The sequence below is a fragment of the Janibacter sp. GS2 genome (genome assembly GCF_051200835.1).
Lineage (GTDB): Bacteria > Actinomycetota > Actinomycetes > Actinomycetales > Dermatophilaceae > Janibacter.
In genome coordinates this window covers 1656801-1677151 of the sequence record NZ_CP195161.1, presented here as the reverse complement: position 1 = coordinate 1677151, position 20351 = coordinate 1656801, and the positions used below count along the sequence as shown (strand labels likewise).

Annotated in this window: 22 protein-coding genes; 3 read left to right on the top strand and 19 right to left on the bottom strand. The window is 72.6% G+C overall.

Translation table 11 applies throughout. The features are described from left to right. The first annotated feature begins 1 nt into the window (after position 1). Both ACR9E9_RS08190 and ACR9E9_RS08185 read left to right on the top strand, forming a co-directional pair. Positions 2–1159 carry a pyridoxal phosphate-dependent aminotransferase gene (locus tag ACR9E9_RS08190; RefSeq protein WP_435203489.1) on the top strand — a complete coding sequence of 386 codons (1158 nt, stop codon included), beginning with the start codon at positions 2–4 and terminating at the stop codon, positions 1157–1159. Between the two features lie 87 nt (positions 1160–1246). After that, positions 1247–1735: a murein hydrolase activator EnvC family protein gene (locus ACR9E9_RS08185; RefSeq protein ID WP_435203487.1), complete on the top strand. Its 489-nt coding sequence runs from the start codon at positions 1247–1249 to the stop codon at positions 1733–1735. On the opposite strand, the gene ACR9E9_RS08180 is transcribed toward ACR9E9_RS08185, so the two are convergent. The 14 genes from ACR9E9_RS08180 to ACR9E9_RS08115 form a co-directional block, all read right to left on the bottom strand. After that, positions 1736–2680 (bottom strand): tyrosine recombinase XerC, encoded by a 945-nt coding sequence (locus ACR9E9_RS08180; protein WP_435203485.1) that lies wholly within the window; start codon positions 2678–2680, stop codon positions 1736–1738. Positions 2681–2818: 138 nt separating this feature from the next. Further along, positions 2819–4000: a DNA-processing protein DprA gene (locus ACR9E9_RS08175; protein WP_435203483.1), complete on the bottom strand. Its 1182-nt coding sequence runs from the start codon at positions 3998–4000 to the stop codon at positions 2819–2821. After that, complete coding sequence (locus tag ACR9E9_RS08170) at positions 3997–5535, bottom strand: YifB family Mg chelatase-like AAA ATPase (protein ID WP_435203481.1); 1539 nt, start codon at positions 5533–5535, stop codon at positions 3997–3999. Before ACR9E9_RS08170 ends, ACR9E9_RS08175 begins: the two co-directional genes overlap by 4 nt. Then, a complete protein-coding gene (locus ACR9E9_RS08165; RefSeq protein ID WP_435203479.1) occupies positions 5532–5903 on the bottom strand; it encodes a YraN family protein in 372 nt (123 codons plus the stop codon). The genes ACR9E9_RS08170 and ACR9E9_RS08165 overlap by 4 nt, the downstream gene beginning before the upstream one ends. A gap of 111 nt (positions 5904–6014) precedes the next feature. Beyond that, the gene (locus ACR9E9_RS08160) at positions 6015–6344 is read right to left on the bottom strand and encodes a DUF2469 domain-containing protein (protein ID WP_435203477.1); all 330 of its coding nucleotides are present in this window, start codon (positions 6342–6344) and stop codon (positions 6015–6017) included. Next, entirely contained in the window at positions 6341–7111 is a 771-nt protein-coding gene (locus tag ACR9E9_RS08155) for a ribonuclease HII (RefSeq protein WP_435203475.1), read from the bottom strand. Before ACR9E9_RS08155 ends, ACR9E9_RS08160 begins: the two co-directional genes overlap by 4 nt. Next, the gene (gene lepB, locus ACR9E9_RS08150) at positions 7108–7926 is read right to left on the bottom strand and encodes a signal peptidase I (protein WP_435203473.1); all 819 of its coding nucleotides are present in this window, start codon (positions 7924–7926) and stop codon (positions 7108–7110) included. Before lepB (ACR9E9_RS08150) ends, ACR9E9_RS08155 begins: the two co-directional genes overlap by 4 nt. 93 nt (positions 7927–8019) lie before the next feature. Then, positions 8020–8703: a signal peptidase I gene (lepB, locus tag ACR9E9_RS08145; RefSeq protein ID WP_435203471.1), complete on the bottom strand. Its 684-nt coding sequence runs from the start codon at positions 8701–8703 to the stop codon at positions 8020–8022. A gap of 35 nt (positions 8704–8738) precedes the next feature. Further along, the gene (gene rplS, locus ACR9E9_RS08140) at positions 8739–9095 is read right to left on the bottom strand and encodes a 50S ribosomal protein L19 (protein WP_435203469.1); all 357 of its coding nucleotides are present in this window, start codon (positions 9093–9095) and stop codon (positions 8739–8741) included. A gap of 206 nt (positions 9096–9301) precedes the next feature. Continuing rightward, a complete protein-coding gene (gene trmD / locus ACR9E9_RS08135; RefSeq protein ID WP_435203467.1) occupies positions 9302–10510 on the bottom strand; it encodes a tRNA (guanosine(37)-N1)-methyltransferase TrmD in 1209 nt (402 codons plus the stop codon). Between the two features lie 3 nt (positions 10511–10513). After that, complete coding sequence (gene rimM / locus ACR9E9_RS08130) at positions 10514–11059, bottom strand: ribosome maturation factor RimM (protein WP_435203466.1); 546 nt, start codon at positions 11057–11059, stop codon at positions 10514–10516. Between the two features lie 95 nt (positions 11060–11154). Further along, positions 11155–11397 (bottom strand): RNA-binding protein, encoded by a 243-nt coding sequence (locus ACR9E9_RS08125; protein WP_435203464.1) that lies wholly within the window; start codon positions 11395–11397, stop codon positions 11155–11157. A 1-nt stretch (position 11398) separates the two neighbouring features. Continuing rightward, positions 11399–11947, bottom strand: a complete 549-nt coding sequence (gene rpsP, locus ACR9E9_RS08120; protein WP_435203462.1) for a 30S ribosomal protein S16 — start codon at positions 11945–11947, stop codon at positions 11399–11401. A 161-nt stretch (positions 11948–12108) separates the two neighbouring features. Next, positions 12109–12567 carry an RrF2 family transcriptional regulator gene (locus tag ACR9E9_RS08115; RefSeq protein WP_435203460.1) on the bottom strand — a complete coding sequence of 153 codons (459 nt, stop codon included), beginning with the start codon at positions 12565–12567 and terminating at the stop codon, positions 12109–12111. 170 nt (positions 12568–12737) lie between these two features. Here ACR9E9_RS08115 and ACR9E9_RS08110 point away from each other — a divergent pair, with 170 nt between their 5' ends. After that, positions 12738–13667: a sulfite exporter TauE/SafE family protein gene (locus tag ACR9E9_RS08110; protein WP_435203458.1), complete on the top strand. Its 930-nt coding sequence runs from the start codon at positions 12738–12740 to the stop codon at positions 13665–13667. A 48-nt stretch (positions 13668–13715) separates the two neighbouring features. Here the strand turns inward: ACR9E9_RS08110 and ACR9E9_RS08105 are convergent, their stop codons facing one another. The 5 genes from ACR9E9_RS08105 to ACR9E9_RS08085 all read right to left on the bottom strand — a co-directional run bounded on the left by ACR9E9_RS08105 (position 13716) and on the right by ACR9E9_RS08085 (position 20341). Further along, on the bottom strand, positions 13716–14804 hold the full coding sequence (locus tag ACR9E9_RS08105) for an amidohydrolase family protein (RefSeq protein WP_435203456.1): 1089 nt from the start codon (positions 14802–14804) through the stop codon (positions 13716–13718). A 27-nt stretch (positions 14805–14831) separates the two neighbouring features. After that, positions 14832–15473: an SDR family oxidoreductase gene (locus tag ACR9E9_RS08100; RefSeq protein WP_435203454.1), complete on the bottom strand. Its 642-nt coding sequence runs from the start codon at positions 15471–15473 to the stop codon at positions 14832–14834. A 68-nt stretch (positions 15474–15541) separates the two neighbouring features. Then, on the bottom strand, positions 15542–16318 hold the full coding sequence (locus ACR9E9_RS08095) for an alpha/beta fold hydrolase (RefSeq protein WP_435203452.1): 777 nt from the start codon (positions 16316–16318) through the stop codon (positions 15542–15544). 23 nt (positions 16319–16341) lie between these two features. Next, positions 16342–17961: a signal recognition particle protein gene (gene ffh, locus ACR9E9_RS08090; RefSeq protein ID WP_435203450.1), complete on the bottom strand. Its 1620-nt coding sequence runs from the start codon at positions 17959–17961 to the stop codon at positions 16342–16344. Positions 17962–17971: 10 nt separating this feature from the next. Then, positions 17972–20341 carry a [protein-PII] uridylyltransferase gene (locus ACR9E9_RS08085; protein WP_435203448.1) on the bottom strand — a complete coding sequence of 790 codons (2370 nt, stop codon included), beginning with the start codon at positions 20339–20341 and terminating at the stop codon, positions 17972–17974. Positions 20342–20351 lie beyond the last annotated feature (10 nt).

The window sequence follows — 20351 nt, the reverse complement described above, 5'->3', positions numbered from 1 at the left end:
CATGAGCGACCCACTGGTGACCCGGATGCACCCCTACGGCGAGACGATCTTCGCCACGATGTCCGCGCTCGCGCTCGAGCACGATGCGGTCAACCTCGGGCAGGGGTTCCCCGACACCGACGGCCCGGTCCAGGTGCTCGAAGCCGCCCGGGAGGCGATCTCGGCCGGTCACAACCAGTATCCGCCGTCGGTCGGCATCCCCGGGCTGCGCGCAGCCATCGCCGAGCACCAGCAGCGCCACCACGGCATCCTCCTCGACCCGTCCGACGAGGTCCTCGTGACCTCGGGTGCGACCGAGGCGATCGCCGCGGCCCTGCTCGGCCTCGTCGAGCCCGGGGACGAGGTCGTCACCTTCGAGCCCTCCTACGACAGCTACTCCGCAGGCATCGCCCTCGCGGCAGGGGTCAAGCGCGCCGTCCCGTTGACCTTCCCCGACCTCACGGTGGATCCCGACCGACTCGCCGCTGCCTTCTCCGACCGGACGAAGGTCGTCCTGCTCAACACCCCGCACAATCCCTCGGGCAAGGTCTTCACGCGCGAGGAGCTGGAGCTCGTCGCCGACCTGGCCCGCCGACACGACGCATGGGTCATCAGCGACGAGGTCTACGAGCACCTCACCTACGGCGTCCCGCACGTGCCGATCGCGACGCTGCCCGGAATGCACGAGCGCACCCTGACGATCGGTTCCGCGGGCAAGTTCTTCTCGGTCACCGGCTGGAAGGTGGGCTGGATCAGCGGCCCGGCGCACCTGGTCCGCGCGGTCCGGGTGGTCAAGCAGTTCCTCACCTTCACCACCGCCTCCCCGCTGCAGCACGCCGTCGCGGCGGCGCTGCGGATGGGACCGGCCCCGCTCACCGACCTCTCGGACTCGCTGCGCGCACGACGCGACCTCCTCGTCGACGGGCTGGCCGCGTCCGGGTTCTCCGTGCGCCCCAGCGAGGGGACCTACTTCGTGGTCGCGGACGCCGCCCCCCTCGGGGTGACCGATGCCGCGACCTGGTGCCTCGATCTCCCGGCTGCGACCGGGGTGGCCGCCGTCCCCGTGTCGGTCTTCTGCGACGACCCCGCGCCGACCGCGACCCTCGTCCGCTTCGCCTTCTGCAAGCAGGAGTCGGTCCTGCACGAGGGCTGTCGTCGCCTGGCTGCGTACACCGGCTGATCCACAAGCACCCGGGTCGACGGACCGCTGTCCACGCTCGGGTCCCGTCCGGCCACCGACCGTCCCGGCAGCGTCAGGCTGGCGCCCATGGCCGCAGCACAGCTCATCGCCCTCGCCCTGGTCGCCCACCTCCTCGGGTCGCCTCCCCCATCGACCGGAGCGAGGTGGGAGTGGCCCGTCGGCGAGGGGCAGCGTCCGCGGCTCGAGGCCCCCTTCGACGCACCGCACGAGCGATGGGGACCGGGACACCGCGGCATCGACCTGCGCACGGCGAAGGGAGCGGAGGTCACCGCGGTCGCCGACGGCGTCGTGACGCACCGGGGTCGCATCGCGGGTCGGGGCACGGTGAGCATCACCCACGCCCACGGCGTCCGCAGCACCTACGAGCCGGTGGACTCCGACCTCTCGGCCGGCGATCGCGTGCGCCGCGGCGAGGTCATCGGTGACATCGGCGCCGGATCCGGCCACTGCACGCCACGCGTCTGCCTGCACCTGGGGGCGAAGCGGGGACCCGACTACCTCGATCCGCTGCCCTTCTTCGGCGCCCGGCGGGTGATCCTGCTGCCGTTCTCGTGATCACGCCCGCGGGTGCGCCTGCTGGTAGCTCTGGCGCAGCCGATCGAGGGAGACGTGGGTGTAGAGCTGCGTCGTGGCCAGCGAGGCGTGGCCGAGGAGCTCCTGGACCATCCTCAGGTCGGCGCCGCCCTCGAGCAGGTGGGTCGCGGCGGAGTGCCGCAGACCGTGCGGACCGAGGTCCGGCGCGTCGGGCACGTGCCTGAGCAGGGCGTGCACGACCTCACGGACCTGGCGCGGGTCGACCCGGCGGCCACGTCGCCCGAGGAAGAGCGCGGGGCCGGAGTCCCCCGTGAGGACGGCCGGGCGACCGTGCTCCAGCCAGGTCGCCACGGCCTCATCGGCCGGCTGGCCGAAGGGGACCATGCGCTCCTTGCGCCCCTTGCCGAGGACGCGCACGATCCGGTGTGAGCGGTCGACGTCGCCCACGTCGAGACCCGTGAGCTCCCCGACCCGGATGCCGGTGGCGTAGAGCAGCTCGAGGATCGCCCGGTTGCGCAGGTGGATCGGGTCCTCGTCGTCGGCGGCGACGGCGGCGATGTCGAGGACCGCGGTCGCTCCCTCACGGGTGAGCACATCGGGAAGGGTCCGCGCCCGCTTGGGCGAGGCCAGCCGCAGGGCGGGGTCGGACTCGAGGAGACCGGAGCGACGCGCCCAGGCGAAGAACGTCCGTACCGCCGCCGAGCGTCGCGAGAGGGTGGCGCGGGCCGCTCCCCCGGAGGCCAGGGTGCCCAGCCAGGCACGCAGGGTGGCGAGGTCGATGTCGGTCAGACCGTGGCTGCCGTTCGCGGCGCACCAGGTCAGGCACGCGCGCACGTCCCCGACGTAGGCCCGGACCGTGTGCTCGGACCGGTCCCTCTCCCGCGAGAGGTGGTCGGCGAAGTCCTCGACGCAGCGCGCCACCCACGCAGGTGCGGGGGACGGTTCGGGGGTCGGCGCCGCGCTCACCTGACCACCGTGCCACGGGCGGTCACCCGACGTGCGGACCCGGCACGCGAGCGCCCGGCGAGCCGTGCGGCTCCACCCCGGGGGGCGAGCTCTGATCGGCCCCGCGTCGGCGCAGGGGCCACCTCAACCCGAGCACCCTCATCGTCCGGGATCGCGCCACATCCCGGCGTCGTCCTGCACCGCCCACCCCTGGAGCTGCATCAGCGCCAGCTGACCGATGACCTCCTCGACGGGGGCGACGAGGTCGGTCGCCAGGGTTGCGGTGTCGACGCCGGCGCCCACGCGCAGGAGATCGTGGATGCGGCGCTGGGCGCTCGAGAGCACGTCCGGTGCTCGCGCCGGCCCCAGCCGCTCGACGACCTCGTCGGGCGCCTGCCCGACGGGAGCCGCGAGCCCGAGGACCTCGGCGGTGTCGGTGACGAGCATCGCGCGCTCGAGGCGGATCCACTCGTGGCACCCGGCCGAGGACATCTGGGTCACCGGTCCCGGGACCGCCCCGATCGGGCGGTGCAGCGCCTCGGCCCACCCCGCGGTGTTGAGCGAGCCGGATCTCAGTCCGGCCTCGACGACGACGCAGGCCTGACCGAGCGCGGCGATGAGCCGGTTGCGTGCGAGGAAGCGGTGCCGACGGGCGACGGTCCCGGTGGCGAGCTCGGTCACGACGACACCGGCCTGCGCCACCGCATCGATGAGGCGCCGGTGCCCCTCGGGATAGGCCCGCTCCGGACCGCACGGGAGCACCGCGACGACCGGACCGTCGACGGCCAGTGCCCCCAGGTGGGCCGCCCCGTCGATGCCGTAGGCCGCACCGGAGACGGTCGTCCACCCGTGGTGCGCGAGCCCGGCTCCCATCTCCCGGGCGATCGCCTCGCCGTACCCGCTGCTCGCTCGGGACCCGACGACCGCGACGGCCCGTCGTGCCAGATCGGCGAGGCAGGCGTCTCCGCGGACGTGGACGAGGTGCGGCGAGATGTCCGGGTGGTCGAAGGCCGCGGGCCAGTCGGCGTCGCCCGGGATGACCACCCGCGAGCCGACCTGCGCCACCCGGGTCAGCTCCCCGTCGACATCGACGTCGGCGACGTGCGCCCGCGCGCTGGCGCACCGCGGCAGGTCACCGTCGACGAGTCGGTGCCACGCCTCGACGTGACCGAGGGCGACCACCTGGGAGTGCAGCAGCGAGGGCTCCTCCCCGCTCCGCTCACGCCGTGGCTCGAGCACCCTGGACCAGGCGACCCGTGCCCGCCGCTCGTCCGAGCCGACCTCGGCATGCGCCCGGCCGGTCTCGGCCCGGGTCGGCACCCGCGGTCGGTTGCTGCTCATGCGGCCACCGCGCCCTGCGTGCGGTACATCAGGGCGAGCCCGAGGTCATCGAGGCTCGGGGCGCTGCGCCCGTGCAGGTCCGCCGAGGTCCACGCCAGCCGCAGCACCCGGTCGTAGCCACGGACGGTCACCTGCCCCAGGTCCAGCGCACGGTCGAGCAGGCGCGTCGTCGCGGAGGGCAGCCGCCAGGGGGCACGCCGCAGCACCGGGCCGGGGACCTGGCTGTTGAGCACCCAGCCGTGCGGGCCCCATCGTGCGGCCTGGGCCGCGCGGGCGTGGAGCACCCTCGCCGCGACGGCGGCGCTCGAGTCCGGAGGGTCCTCGCTCAGGTCGGCCAGGCTCACCTTGGGCACCTGCACCTGGATGTCCACCCGGTCCATGAGCGGTCCGCTGAGCCGCGCGGCGTAGGCGCGCCGCTCGGTGGGCCGGCAGCGGCAGGCCAGCCCCTTGCCGAATCCCTCACCACAGGGGCACGGGTTGGCGGCGAGGACGAGCTGCACCCGGGCCGGGAAGGTCACCCGCTCCCGCGCCCGAGCGATGACGACGCGTCCGGACTCCAGCGGCTGACGCAGCGCCTGGAGCACGGAGCCGGCGAACTCGGCCGCCTCGTCGAGAAACAACACCCCCTGATGGGCCTGGGACACCGCCCCCGGCAGGGCCGACCCGGTGCCGCCACCGACGAGCGCGGCCACGCTCGCGGAGTGGTGCGGGGCGACGAAGGGGGGTACCCGGTCGATGCCCGTGGACGGCACCGCACCGACGAGGGAGCGCACCGCCAGACTCTCCAGCGCCTGCTCCCGGCTGAGCGGCGGCAGGATCGTCACCAGTCGCTCGGCGAGCATCGTCTTGCCCGACCCCGGAGGTCCGTTGAAGAGCATGTGGTGCCCGCCGGCCCCGGCGAGCGTCAGGGCTGCCCGGGCCTCGTGCTGACCCGAGACGTCCGCCAGGTCGAGCTCCCGGGTCCGGGGGGCCGGCTCGCCGGCCGGAGCGACCGCCGCCGGGGGCAGGGACTCCCCCTTCGCCAGGCCGCGGTACGCCGCGACGAGGTCACCGAGAGTGGCGGCCGTGCACACGGTGACCCCGTCGACGAGCCGGGCCTCGACGACGTCCTCCGGGGAGACGACGACGTGGGTGCACCCGGCCCGCTGGGCGGCGAGCACCGCCGGCAGGATCCCGGTCACGTGTCGCAGCCGTCCGTCGAGACCGAGCTCGGCGAGGTGGACCACCGGTCGCACGGCTGCCGGGGGGACGGCCTCGCTCGCGGCGAGCGCCGCGACGGCGATGCCGAGGTCGAAGGCCGTGCCGTGCTTCGGGATCGCCGCCGGCGAGAGGTTGACCGTCAGCTGCCGGGAGTTCAGCGAGTGCCCCGCGGAGATCGTCGCGGCCCGCACGCGTTGCGGCGCCTGGCGCAGAGCGGTGTCCGGCAGCCCACCGATGTCGAAGGTGGGCAGCCCCTGCCCGATGTGGCACTCGATCTCGACGAGGTGACCGGCGATGCCGCGCAGGGCGACGCCGCGGGTCACGCCGATGCTCACTGCCCCACCCCCGAGCGGTGGTCCACCCGGTAGCTGCCGTCCGGGTGGCGGAGCAGCCCCACGACGTCGAGGCGCACCCCACGCACTCCCATCGGGTGCTCGGCGAGCCAGCATCCGGCCAGCCGCCGCAACCGGGCGAGCTTCGCCCGCGTGATCGCCTCCAGCGGGTCGCCGAAGCTGCTGCTCCTGCGGGTCTTCACCTCACAGACGACGATCCAGTCACCGTCCCGCAGGACGAGGTCGATCTCACCCTCACGGCAGCGCCAGTTGCGGTCCAGCAGGACCATCCCCCGGTGGGTGAGATATCGCTGGGCGAGCTCCTCGCCAGCGGCGCCCACAGCTGCTCGGGCGGGTGCTTCCTCGGTCATCGCGACCACCTCCACCGCCAGTCAACGGCGTGGAGGGACGGTGCGGCAGCCCCTCCGCGGGCCTGTGCACCACTGCCGTGGCCGGGTCACGCTTGTGGAGCGGGACGCTCCTCAGCGACCGCCGGGGCGGAAGCCGGTGTCCGGCACCTCGAGCTCGGACTTCGCGAGCTCCTCGACGTTGACGTCCTTGAAGGTGACGACCCGCACCTGCCGGGCGAACCGGGCGGGGCGATAGATGTCCCACACCCACGCGTCCTCCATCGTCACCTCGAAGTAGACCTCGGCGCCCTCGCCGCGCACCTTCACCTCGACGCTGTTGGCCAGGTAGAAGCGTCGCTCGGTCTCGACGACGTGGCTGAAGAGGTGGACGACGTCGCGGTACTCGCGGTAGAGCGCGAGCTCCATCTCCGTCTCGTACTTCTCCAGGTCCTCGGAACTCACGTCGTCCTCCCGTCGCCGATCATCTCGCCGAGCCGCACACCGCCGACGACCCCTCCATCATCCACCACGGTCTCGACCACCCCAGGGGTCACCCCGGGCAATGACCAGGACCGTCGGTGCTCGGCGCACGGACCGTGTGCCGCGAGGGCCTCCAGGTGCGTGCGCGCGGAGTAGCCCTTGTTGTCGGCCCAGCCGTACTGCGGATGGACGTCGCCGAGCTCGGCCATGAGGCCGTCGCGCTCGACCTTCGCCAGGACGCTCGCGGCAGCGACCGAGCTGCACCGCAGGTCGCCCTTGATGATCGTGCGCACCGGTGGTGTCGAGGTCCCGGCCGGCTGCGCGAGGAGGCCCACCTCCTGCGGGTCGGTGAGCCAGTCGTGGTTGCCGTCGAGGATGACGAGGTCGGGCACGACCGTCAGCCGGGCCAGTGCCCGGGTGCCGGCGAGGCGCAGGGCGGCGATGATCCCGATCTCGTCGATCTCCGCGGGCAGGGCGTGGCCCACGGCGTGGGCGCGGGCCCACCGGGTCAGCCGCGGGACCATCCGCTCGCGGGCCGAGGGCGTGAGCAGCTTGGAGTCCTTGACGCCGGCCGGCGCGCTGGGACTGCCCTCGTCGATGACGACGACCCCGACGCTCACCGGCCCGGCCAGCGCGCCGCGACCGACCTCGTCCATGCCCGCGAGCACCCGGTGCCCGGCCCGCTGCAGCTCACGTTCGAGACGCAGGCTGGGTTTGGCGGAGCGCGGGGCCCGGCGGGGTGGTGTCACGAGGTGTGTGGCTCCCGTGCTGGCGGGGCGAGGGACTGGGTCCCGGCATCCGGCACCTCGGAGAAGACGTCGTCGTGGTCGGAGAGCCGGCCCGTCCGGTCGAAGGGCCAGACGGTGACCACGGCCTTGCCGACGACGAGGTCGGTGGAGACCGATCCGTCGGACCCGTCGCCGGCGGGATCGTGGTAGCGCGAGTCCGAGGAGTCCCCGCGGTTGTCCCCCATCACCCACAGGCTGCCCTCGGGCACGGTGATGTTGAACTCCTGCTCGGTGTCCTCGGCCCCCGGCTTGAGGTAGGGACCCTCGTCGATCGGCTCGCCGTTGACGAGCAGGCGGCCCTCGGCGTCACAGCACTGGACCGTGTCACCGGGCAGCCCGATGACGCGCTTGATGAGGTGGCCCTCGGACGTGTCGGGCAGCAGCCCGACGAACATCAGTCCGTCGCGCAGTCCGTTGAGGACCGCACCCCGGTTGACCTCGGGACTCGGGTCGAGCCAGTTGCCCGGGTCGTCGAAGACGACGATGTCGCCCCGCTCGATCCCGAAGGGCGTCGGTGACAGCTTGGAGACGACGACGCGGTCCCCGACGAGGAGGGTGTCCTCCATCGACTCGCTGGGGATGAAGAAGGCCTGGATGAGGAAGGTCTTGACGATGAAGGACAGCGTCAGGGCCATCGCGAGCACGACGACGAGCTCCTTGACGGCAGCACCGAGCCGGGACCCGAAGCCCCGCTCCTCGCGGGCGCGCTCGGTCCGGGCTCGCTCACGGTCGGCGTCCTCGGCCTCCGCGCGTGCGGAATCAGGGTCGTGTGCCACAGGTCTCTTCCTCTATCGCGCCCCCGTCGGGCGTCATCCGCTCCAGTATCCCTGTTCATCGGCCCGTCGGACGCACCGGCGCGTCGTGACCGGTCAGTTCCCGAGCCCACCGACCCGGTCCGGCGGCCAGTACCGCCACGCCACGTGTCCGACGACGTCATCGACGGGGACCATGCCCCCACCCGGGTCACCCAGGTGGCTGCGGGAGTCGGCCGAGCTGGAGCGGTGGTCGCCGAGGACGAAGAGACGCTGCGGTGGGACCGTGACCTCGAAGGGGGTGGCACAGGCCACCTCGTCGGCCGGCAGCCAGGGCTCGGCGACCGGCTCACCGCCCACGACCAGCCCCCCGCCGGGGGTGCAGGAGACCGTGTCCCCGCCGACGCCGGCGACCCGCTTGAGGAAGTCCTGCTCCCCCAGGTCGATCGACAGGCTCGACGCCACCGCGGAGAGGCTGCGCCCGATGACCCCGTCCGGGAGGACGGTGGTTCGGTCCGTGGCAGCGAAGGTGTCCGTGCCGTCGAAGACGATGACGTCTCCGCGCTCGACCTGCCCGGCACCGACCTTCGTCACGACGACCCGGTCCCCGGGGGCGATCGTCGGAGCCATGGACTCGCTCGGCACGTGGAAGGACTGGATGACGAAGGCGCGCAGGAGGAGGGCGAGGAGCACGCCGACACCGATCTGCAGGAGCAGGCGCCGGGTCCGATGCACGTCGACCCCCGCCGGATCACCGGCGGGGGTCGGAGCGTCGTCGTCCTGGGCGGGCTCGGTCGACATCGGGGTCAGCCTACGGTCCGCTCAGGACACGAGGATCACTTCGCGGGGGTCTCGCGCTTCTCGCGGATGCGGGCGGCCTTGCCGCGGCGCTCGCGCAGGTAGTACAGCTTCGCGCGGCGGACGTCGCCGCGGCTGGCGACCTCGATCTTCTCGATGACGGGGCTGTGCACCGGCAGGGTGCGCTCCACCCCGACGCCGAAGGAGGTCTTGCGGACGGTGAAGGTCTCGCCGACTCCCCCTCCGTGGCGTCGGATGACGACACCCTGGAAGACCTGGACACGAGAGCGGCTGCCCTCGATGACCTTCACGTGGACCTTGACGGTGTCACCCGCGCGGAACTCGGGGACGTCGTCCCGCAGGGACGCCCTGTCGATCTCGTCGAAACGCTGCATGGCGTTGTCGCTTCCTGCGAACGCCACAGGCCGTCCGCCCTCGTCAGTAGTGGTGAGGAGTCGCGCCCACCGCCGCGTGCGGATCGTGGGCCACCCGTGGGTGTCCGTGAGCCACACTCCCCCTGTGGCAGGGGCGGTGTCATGGGCGCGGTGCCCGATTCTGCCAGAGCGGGGCGCGGGACCTGAAATCGAGGCTCGAGGACCCTCTAGCCCTCCGGTGCCGGCGCAGGCCGGGTCAGGTCGAGCGTTCCCGGGCCGTCCCCGGCACCGACGACCCGATAGCCGGCCCGGGCGTACATCCGCAGGAGGCGTTCCTGGTCGGCCCCGGTGTTGAGCCGGAAGGTCGTGACCCCGGCGGGAGCAAGTGCCTGGGCACGGGCGAGCAGCGCTCGACCCAGCCCCCGGCGTTGGAGGTCCGGGGCCACGAGCAGCCGACCGATCTGCCACGTCGTGGGGTCCTGCGGGTCCGTGCGCACGCGGACCGACCCGACGAGTCGCCCGCCGGTGCGAAAGAGGTGCGTCGTCCAGTGCCCGAGGTTCTCGGCGACGGTGCCGGCGTCCTCCGCGGCAGCACCCCACCAGTGCTCGGCAGGGGTGACCATCTCGATCCAGCAGGCCTTCTGCAGTACCGCCAGCTCTGCTGCGTCGGCGCGGGTCGCCACGGAGTGCTCGAGCCCGTCCAGGTCGTCGGTCGTCGCGGCGACGTGCAGGAGGTCGGGACGCCGGGCCGCGGTGCGCGCCAGGCGCTGCGCGTGACGCCAGTCGGCGATCGCCGCGTGGTTGCCACCGAGGAGGACCTCGGGCACCGGCCGCTCCACGCCGTCGCCGCCGTCCCACACGGCCGGCTTGGTGTAGATGGGGTACTCGAGCAGCCCCCCTTCGTGCGACTCCTCGACGAGGGACTCGGCATTGCCCACGACCCCCGGCAGCAGCCGACCGATCGCCTCGACCATCGCGAGCGCGGCGACCTCACCGCCGTTGAGGACGTAGTCCCCGAGGGAGACGACCCGGACCTGCATGCGCTCGCAGGCCCAGTCATGGACCCGTTCGTCGATCCCTTCGTAGCGACCGCAGGCGAAGGCGAGCCACGGTGCCTCCGCGAGCTCCCGGGCCATCGCCTGGGTGAAGCGCTCGCCACCCGGGCCGGGGACGAGGAGGACCGGGGCCGCTCCGGTCGTCGCGTCCGCGGAGTCGAGGACGTGCGTCAGCGCCTCGCTCCACGGCTGCGGCTTCATCACCATGCCGGCTCCCCCTCCGTACGGGGTGTCATCGACGGTGCGGTGCCGGTCGTGGGTGAAGTCGCGCAGGTCGTGGACCCGCAGGTCGATCAGGCCGTCCCGGCGGGCCCTGCCGATGAGGGAGAGGTCCAGGGCCGCGAGGTAGTCCGGGAAGATCGAGACCGCGTCGATGCGCACGGCTCACTCCCCCTTCGTGTCGAGGTCCAGCAGCCCGGGTGGCGCGTCCACCACGAGCCGGCCGGCCTCGGGATCCACCTCCGGCACGATCGCCTCGACGAAGGGGACGAGCGCCTCGCTCCCGTCCGGTCGCCGCAGCACGAGCCGGTCCTGTGCGGCGCCGAGCTGCAGGGCGACGACCTCGCCGAGGACCTCACCGTCAGGGGTGCGGGCGGTCAGACCGACGAGATCCTTCTCGTACCACCCCTCGTCCGGGTCGTCGGCCAGCTCCTCCTCGGCGAGGACGAGGCGGGTGTTGCGCAGCGACTCCGCGCCGGTGCGGTCGGGGATGCCCTCGAAGCCGAGCAACCAGACGCCCTGGTGCACGCGCGTCGTGGCGAGCGTCAGCTGCCGCGGCACGCCGGAGCCGGGCTCGGCGCGCGTGTCGAAGACGACGCCCGGCACGAAGCGCGACTCGGGGTCGTCGGTGTGCAGCTGCACGGTGACCTCACCGCGCAGCGCGTGGGGCTTGCCGATCCGGGCGACGACGTGACCCTCAGTTGCATCCATGCGGGACAAGATACGTGTCCTTTCCTTCGTCCGTGACATGCCGAAGGGCCGCCATCCGGGTGGATGGCGGCCCTTCGACCAGACTCACGGGCGGGTCAGCGCTCGCGGTCCGTGTCGACGATGTCGATGCGCACGTTCTCGCCGCCGGCGAGCGCACCGAGGACGGTGCGCAGGGCGGAGGCGGTGCGACCGGAGCGACCGATGACGCGGCCCAGGTCCTCGGGGTGCACGCGCACCTCGAGGATCTGGCCACGGCGCAGGTCCTTGCTCCGGACGACGACGTCGTCCTTGTGGTCGACGATGCCGGTGACCAGGTGCTCGAGCGCCTCGTCGAGCATGTCAGGCCTCGGTGGTGGTCTCGGCCTCGGCCGGAGCGTCCTCGGCGGCGGGGGTCTCGGCGGCCTTGTCGGCCTCGGCCTTCTCCGCGGCGGCCTTGTCGGCCGCAGCCTTCTCCGCCGCAGCCTTCTCGTCGGCCGCCTTCTTGTCAGCGGCCTCCTTGTCGGCCTTCTTCTTGGCGGTGATGGCCTCGTGCTCGCCGGCCTCCGTGTCGGAGGAGGCGAGGGCGGCCTCGTAGAGCTCCTTCTTGGAGGTCTTGGCCTCCTTGAACTTCAGGGTGCCCTCGGCGCCGGCCTCGCCCTTGAACTTCTGCCAGTCACCGGTGACCTTGAGCAGCGCGGCGACGGTCTCGGTGGGCTGGGCGCCCTGCGTGAGCCAGTGCTGGGCGCGCTCGCTGTCGATCTTGATGAGCGAGGGCTCCTCGGTGGGGTTGTACAGGCCGATCTCCTCGATCGCCCGGCCGTCCCGCTTGGCGCGGGCGTCCATGATGACGACGCGGTAGAAGGGGGCGCGGATCTTGCCCATGCGCTTGAGACGAATCTTGACGGCCACTGGCGTGGTCTCCTTGTGCTCGTGAGCACGGCCAGACCGTGCGCTTGTCGCACGGGGTACCGGTACTCGGGTGTAGGCATCCGGCGCGCAGGAGCTCTTCCCCGGCGCGGACGGGTACAGCGCCACAGTCTGCCAGAGACCACCCGCGCGCCCCGAATCCGTCAGCGGTTCTCCCAGGAGCCCGGCAGCTCGAGCGCCCGGCGAACGCTCGCCGGGAAGTCCCCGGCGACGACATCGGCCAGCGTCGTCGCGTCGAGGACCGAGCGCACGCTGGCCCGCACGGCAACCCACAGGGTGGGCAGGTGGGCCGCCGCGCCGACATAGCTCGTGGTCTGCGGCCGCTCCCCACGCACTTCCGCGAGCGGGCCGTCGACGGCACGGATGACGTCGCCGATGCAGATGTCACCGGCCGGGCGGGCGAGCACGTACCCCCCGGTCACTCCCAGCCGACTGGTCACGAGGGCGGCCCGACGCAGGTCGCCGAGGATGGCCTCGAGGAACTTGCGCGGCAGGTCCTGCTCGTGGGCGAGCCGGACCACGGAGCACGGGGCACCCCCTTCGGTCGCGGCGAGGGCGAGCATGGCGCGCACCGCGTAGTCCGCTCGGGCAGAGATGTCCATGCGCCCAGTATCGCGGCGCCCACCACCGTCACGGACGACGACGGGGTCGGGGACTGAGACATAACGCATGGTTATTTGACACATAACCCTTGATTACCGAAAACTCCTGCTCATCCAGTGGGAGATCCGCTGGACGCCGCGCCGCACTCCTGACGGAAAGAGTCCTCCGCATGCGCAAGCTCGTCCTCCTGGCCGTCGTCGGTCTCCTCGCCCAGCTCGTCGACGGATCGCTCGGCATGGCCTACGGCGTGACGACCACGACCCTGCTGCTGGCGATCGGGACCAACCCGGTGGCGGCGTCCGCGACGGTCCACCTCGCCGAGATCGGCACGACCCTCGTCTCCGGTGCCTCGCACTGGCGCTTCGGCAACGTCGACTGGGCGGTCGTGCTCAAGATCGGCCTGCCCGGCGCGGTCGGTGCCTTCGCCGGCGCGACCTTCCTGTCGAGCCTCGACACCACGACCGCCACACCCGTGATGTCGGGCATCCTGCTCGCGCTCGGCCTCTACGTCCTCATCCGGTTCACCGTGACGGGCCTGCGCACGGACCGCCTCGGCACTCCCCTGCGCACGCGGTTCCTCGCCCCGCTCGGCCTCGTCGGCGGATTCGTCGATGCCACCGGTGGCGGCGGGTGGGGTCCGGTCGGCACACCGGCGATCCTCGCCAGCGGCCGCCTGGAGCCCCGCAAGGTCATCGGCTCGATCGACACGAGTGAGTTCCTCATCTCCGTGGCCGCGAGCACGGGCTTCCTCCTGGCGCTCGGCTCGCAGGGCATCGACTTCTCCTGGGCGGCCATGCTCCTGCTCGGCGGTGTCATCGCCGCGCCGATCGCCGCCTGGCTCGTACGGACCATCCCGCCCCGCGTCCTCGGCTCCGCGGTCGGCGGCGTCATCGTCCTCACCAACTCGCGGACGATCATGGGTGAGGACGCCCTGGCTCTCGGCGGCGGCATCACCTGGCTCGTCCACGGCCTCGTCCTCGCCGCCTGGGTCGGCGCCGTGACGCACAGCCTGCGGGCGCACCGCCGGGAGGTGGCCGCCGAATCGGGCGCCGCGCCGGTCGCGGATGACGAGCCGGAGCTCATCGGCGACCGGGCCTGACCCCAGGTTTTCCGGGTCACCCGAGAATCTGGAGGCGGCCGAAGGGAGTCAGCGCCCGCCGACGCGGGCGCCCCGCAGGATCACGTGCTCCGGGGTCCCGCATGCGCGCACGTCCTCGCGCGGGTCATCCGCCAGGACGACGAGGTCGGCGTCCTCCCCTTCGCTGATGGCGGGGCGAGCGAGCCACTCCCGGGAGCGCCAGGTGCCGGCGGCGAGCGCCTCGGTCGTCGAGAAGCCGGCGCGGGTGAGCAGCTCCATCTCCTGCGCCACGAGGCCGTGCGGCAGGGAGCCACCGGCATCGGTACCGACGTAGACCGCGATGCCCGCGTCCCGGGCCGCGGCCACCGTCTCGAAACGCCGCTCGTGCAGCTGCAGCATGTGCCGGTGGTAGTCGGGGAACTTCTCGGCCGCGGGGGCCGCCAGCTGCGGGAAGGTCTCGATGTTGACCAGGGTCGGGACGATCGCGATGTCCTGCTGGGCGAAGGCCGCGATCGTCTCGGGAACGAGACCCGTGGCGTGCTCGATGCAGTCGGTGCCGGCCGCGGCGAAGTCCGCCAAGGACTCCTCACCGAAGCAGTGGGCGGTGACGCGGGCGCCCTCCTCGTGGGCGGCGGCGATCGCCTCGGTGAGGACGTCGCGCGGCCAGCACGGGGTGAGGTCACCCGCGCCGCGATCGATCCAGTCACCGACGAGCTTGACCCAGCCGTCACCGGCCCGCGCCTCGGCGCGCACCCGCGAGACGAGCTGCTCCGGCTCGATCTCGTGGGCGAAGTTGCGGATGTAGCGGCGGGTGCGGGCGATGTGCCTCCCGGCCCGGATGATCTTCGGCAGGTCGTCCCGCTCGTCGATCCACCGGGTGTCGGCAGGCGAGCCCGCGTCCCGGATGAGCAGGGTGCCGGCGTCACGGTCGGTGAGCGCCTGCTCCTCGCTCGTCGCGGCATCGACGGCGCCGTGCGCGTCGAGCCCGACGTGGCAGTGCGCATCGACGAAGCCGGGCAGGACGAAACCGTGCACGGACTCGACGTCACCGCCCGTCGGCGGCGTGAAGGAGACCTTCCCGTCGATGACCCAGAGCTCGGGCACACTCTCCTGCTCGGAGATGAGGATCTCGCCCGTCACGTGCAGCACATCAGCCATGGCCCGACACTATCCGCCGGACGTCGGTCAGCGCAGGGCCTCGGAGATCGGCGTGCTGCCGTCGTGGAACTCGATCGTCCGGCCGACCGTGGCGTTGGCGTCGAGGACCTCGGCGATCACCCGGGCGACGTTCTCCCGGGAGACCGACCCACTGCCCTCACGGCCGACCTGGATCGATCCGCTCGCGGGGTCGAGGGTGAGCGCGCTCGGCCCGAGGACCGTCCAGTCCAGGTCGGTGCCGCGCAGGTGCTCGTCGGCCGCGGCCTTCGCCTCGGCATAGGCGAAGAACGCGGACTCCGGGTCGGCTCCGTGGTCCGGTCCCGCGCCGCAGTAGCTGATCATGACGTAGCGGTGCACGCCCGCCTCGCTCGCGGCATCCATGGAGCGGATGGCCGCGTCCTGGTCCACGGCGCGGGTGCGCTCGGGGTTGCCACCGCCGGCGCCGGCGGCCCAGACGATGGCGTCGTGCCCGCTGATGACCTCGGCGATCCCGGCCGTGTCGAGCTGCTCGACGTCGGCCACCACCGGGCTCGCGCCGACCTCCTTGATGTCGCGGGCGTGCTCGGGATTGCGGATGAGGGCGGTGACGGAGTGGTCATGCTCGGCCAGAAGAGGGGCGAGCAGCAGGGCGATCTTGCCGTGGCCGCCGACGATGACGATGCGGGACATGGTGGGTCCTTCCGATCGAGGGTGTCCGGTGAGGATCACGGACCCCTCCACCCCACCACACTCCGCTGTCAGCGTCCTGAGGTGATCAGCGCACGCAGGGCCTGGATGGTCACCTCGGGCTGCTCCGAGTGCACCCAGTGACCGGCCCCCTTGACCGTCACGTGGCGCACCCGGGGAAAGATCCGGCGCATCTCCGTCTCGTTGTCGTCGGTGACGTACGAGGACTCCCCTCCGGAGAGCCAGAGCACCGGCCCCTCGAAGGGGGGCTGCTGGCTGATCTCGTCCGCCGGCCACCCGCCGATGGTCTCGATGTCGCGCCCGATGACCTCGAGGTTGGGCTGCCAGCGCCACCCGTCCCCGTCCCGCCGCAGGTTCTGCAGGAGGAACCCCCGCACGCCCGGGTCGGGCGCGGCCTCCCGCATCGCCTCGTCGGCCCGGGCACGGCTGTCGATGGCGTCGAGGTCCATCGCCCGCATCGCGCTGATGTAGGTCTCGAACTCGGTGAAGCCCGTCGTCGCAGCCGGGGAGATGTCGACGACGGCCAGCCGCTCGACGAGCTCGGGCTCGGTCAGTGCGACGAGCATGGCGATCTTGCCGCCCATGGAGTGACCGACCACGATCCAGGGTTCGTCCGGGTCGATGGCTCGCAGCGACTGCGCCACCTGCCCGGCCGCGCCGACGTAGTCGAAGCGCTCGGTCCACGGTGAGCGGCCGTGGTCAGGCAGGTCGAGCAGGGTCGGGCGGCAGATGTCGTCGAGGCCCTTGGCGATCTGGTTCCAGTTGCGTCCCTGCCCGAAGAGGCCGTGGCAGAAGGCCACCCGTGGGCCGCTCTCCCCGGAGCTCATGGCGTGCAGGCGCGGCGCACCCATCACTGCCCCAGGAACTTCTCGAACCCCTTCGGGAGCTGGCTCGCGTCGAGGTCCGCCGGTCCGGGCTGGTGCTCCCCGCCGGCTGCCCCTCTACCGAAGGCGGAGCCGGGGGCGCTGGTGCGACCGGCGGCCTTGTCCGCGGCCTCCCGCTCCTGCTGGGCCCGCTTGGCCGGGTTGCCCGACTTGCCCTTCTTCTTCTGCGGCTGCTTGCCCTTCTTGCGGCCACCGCCGCCCCCTGCGCCCGGCAGTCCAGGCATCCCGGGCATGCCCCCACCGCGGGCGAGCTGCTTCATCATCTTCTGCGCCTCGGTGAAGCGCTCGAGCAGCTGGTTGACCTCGGAGACGGTCACGCCGGAACCCTTGGCGATGCGCGAGCGGCGCGAGCCGTTGATCTGCTTGGGGTGGTTGCGCTCGAAGGTGGTCATCGAGCGCACCATCGCCTCGATGCGGTCGAACTCCCGCTCGTCGAGGTTGTCCAGCTGGGCGGACATCTGTCCCATGCCCGGCATCATCTTGAGCATCGACTTCAGCGAGCCCATCTTCTTGATGGCGCTCATCTGCTGGAGGAAGTCGTCGAAGGTGAAGTCCTCCTCCGCGAGGAACTTCCGCTGCATCTCCTCGGCCTCGCCGCGCTCGAAGGCGCGCTCGGCCTGCTCGATGAGGGTGAGGACGTCGCCCATGTCGAGGATGCGGCTGGCCATCCGGTCCGGGTGGAAGACCTCGATGTCGCGCGTCTGCTCGCCGATGGAGGCGAACATGATCGGGCGACCGGTCGTGCCGGCGACGGACAGCGCCGCACCACCACGAGCGTCACCGTCGAGCTTGGAGAGCACGACGCCGGTGAAGTCGACGCCGTCGGCGAAGGCCCGGGCGGTCTCGACCGCAGCCTGACCGATCATCGCGTCGATGACGAAGAGCACCTCGTCGGGGACGATCGCCTCGCGGATGTTCGCCGCCTGCTGCATCAGCTCGGCGTCGACGGCGAGCCGCCCGGCGGTGTCGACGATGACGACGTCGTGCTGCTGTGACCGGGCGTGGTCCACACCGGCTCGGCTGACGGCGACGGGGTCGCCGAAGGACTGGGTCCCCTCACCGGAGTCGAGGACCGCGTCGTGACCGCCGCTGTTTCCGCGTTCCGGTGCGAAGACGGGCACGCCCGCGCGCTCACCGGTCACCTCGAGCTGGGTGACGGCGTTGGGGCGCTGCAGGTCGGCCGCGACGAGGACGGGGGTGTGCCCCTGCTCCTTCAGCCAGGCACCCAGCTTGCCGGCGAAGGTCGTCTTGCCGGAGCCCTGGAGGCCGGCGAGCATGATCACCGTCGGCGGGCGCTTGGCGAGCTGGATCGTGCGGGTGTTGCCGCCGAGGATGCCGACGAGCTCCTCGTTGACGATCTTGATGACCTGCTGGGCCGGGTTGAGCGCCTGGCTCACCTCTGCGCCGGTGGCACGCTCGCGTACCGCCGAGGTGAACTCCTTGACGACGGGCAGCGCGACGTCGGCGTCGATGAGCGCCATGCGGATGTCCCGGACGGTCTTGTTGACGTCGGACTCGGACAGGCGCCCCTTGCCGCGGAGGTTCTTGAACGTCGCGGTCAGGCGGTCGGACAGGCTGGTGAACACCCGGCCAAGGCTATCTTCCCGCCGGTCCCCCTTCGCGCAGGTCCCCGTCACCGGCGTCGATGACCGCCGAGAGAGCCCGTGCCACGGCCGCCGGGCGGAGTGCGCGACCGCCGCCGTCGGTGACGTAGAAGGTGTCCAGTGCCTGACCGGCGAAGGTGGAGACGTGCACCGATCGCACGCTCAGGCCCTCGCCCGTCAGCGCCCACCCGAGATCGCGCAACAACCCCGGCCGATCCTGGGACCGCACCTCGATGACGGTCGCAGCGCTGCCGGCGCTCGGCAGGACGAAGGCCCGGGTCCCGGCGGCACCCGTCCCTCGACGGGTGGGACGGGCGCCGGCACACGCCCCGGGCGCGGACCGGCCCCCCGCCGCGAGCCGGGCGAGACCGGCGACGATGCGAGCCGGCTCCGGCGGGTCCCCGCCGGGAGACTCCACGAACCACTCGTCGACGGCGACACCGTCGACCGTGGCCAGGCGCGCCCGGCGCACGGACATCCCGTGCGCCGCGAGCAGGCCGGCGGTGTCAGCGAAGAGGCCCCCGCGGTCGCGGCAGTGGACGGTCAGCGTCCACCCGCCCCCGGCGGCGTCGACCCGCACGTGCGGGCGCCCGTCAGCGACCTCGACGAGCGCTGCCTCATCGAGCGCGGGCGCGGGGGCCAGCGACGGCACCGGGGGCACCGCACCGGTGAGCCGCTCGCGCACCAGGCCCGTGAGAGTGTCCAAGAGGCTGGCGCGCCAGTGGGTCCACGCCTGGGGCCCGACGGCGCGGGCATCGGCGATCGTCAGCGCCCGCAGCAGCTCGAAGGTCTCGATGTCCGCGCCGACGAGGTCGCAGACCATGGTCGTCGTCGCCGGATCACCCAGGTCGCGACGGGTCGCGATCTCGACGAGGGTCAGGTGCTCGCGCACGAGGAGGACGACCGTCCTCCGATCCGCCTCGTCCAGGCCCCACCGAGCCACGACACGGGCGGCGATGGCGGCACCGGTGTGCGAGTGGTCCCGCGCGCCGGAGATCTTGCCGATGTCGTGCAGGAGGGCGCAGATGAGCAGCAGGTCGGGTCGCGACACGTCCCTGGAGAGGGCGCCGGCACGGTCCACGGTCTCGAGGAGGTGGCGATCAACCGTGTGCCGGTGGATGGGGTTGTGCTGGGGTCGGCAGCGCACGGCGGCCCACTCGGGCAACCACCGGTCGACCAGACCGACGTGGTCGAGTCCTTCCCAGACGGCGGTCAGCCCGGCCCCACTGGCGAGCAGGTCAGCGAACAGGTCCAGGTGCTCCTGCTCCCAGGGCGTGGGCAACGAGGGGCCGGAGGCGAGGTTGGTCAGGGTCTGCGGGGAGAGCGGCAGCCGGTGGCGGGCGGCGACGACCGCGGCGCGCAGCGGCAGGCTCGGGTCGGTCTCGATGCTCCGCGTCGAGCCGAGGACGGCCTCCCCATCGTGGGCGTGGACCCCGTGGCCGAGCGGCGTCATCGTCGGGCGCCGCGGACCCACCCGGAGCACCCGGGCCCGTTGGCTCTGTCCCGCGCGGCGCATGGTCGACTCCAGCGACCACCCGATCGCGCGCGCGGACCCCGAGACGAGGGTGAGCAGGTCATCGGGGTCGGAGAAGCCCAGCAGTGCAGCGACCGCGTCGTGCTCCTCCCGCAGCAGCACGTCACGGCCCCGGCCGGTCACGACGTGCAGGGCATCGCGCACGTCGAGCAGGTGGTCCAGTGCGGGCTCGACCGCCCCGTGGGGGTGGTCGCTCAACCACGCCCGGGTCAGGGCGTGCAGGACGGTGACGTCCCGCAGTCCCCCGAAGGCCTCCTTGAGGTCGGGCTCGATCTGCTGACTGAGGTCGCCGTGGCGGTGGTGACGCTCTCGCACCGACTCGATGAAGCCCGGCAGCCGGGTGCGAGCGCCGGAACGCCAGTCCTGCCCGACGCTCGACCGGACGCCTGCGACGAGATCGGGGTCCCCGGCCACGAGGGAGAGATCGAGCAGACCGACTGCCGCGGACACGTCCTCCCCGGCCACTGCCCGGCACTGCGCGGCGGAGCGGACCGAGTGGTCGAGCGCCAGCCCGGAGTCCCACACCGGGTACCACAGCCGGTCGGCGATCTCGGTGAGGTCCGCGGCGGCGACCGTGCGGCCGTCGTGGACGAGGACGAGGTCGAGGTCGCTCAGCGGGCCCGACCACCCACGCCCCAGCGAACCGACGGCGGCCAGGGCGATGCCCTCCCGCTCACCCACGGCGTCGAGGTAGAGGCTGGTGAGCCAGGAGTGGGTGGCCCGCCCGATGGCGGCCCGACGGGCCCCGCCGGCACCCGGGGTGGTGAACTCCCGGGTGCCGGCGAGGTCGAGCCGCTCGGCGCGGATGGTGGTGCCGGTGCGAGTCATGGAGATCTCG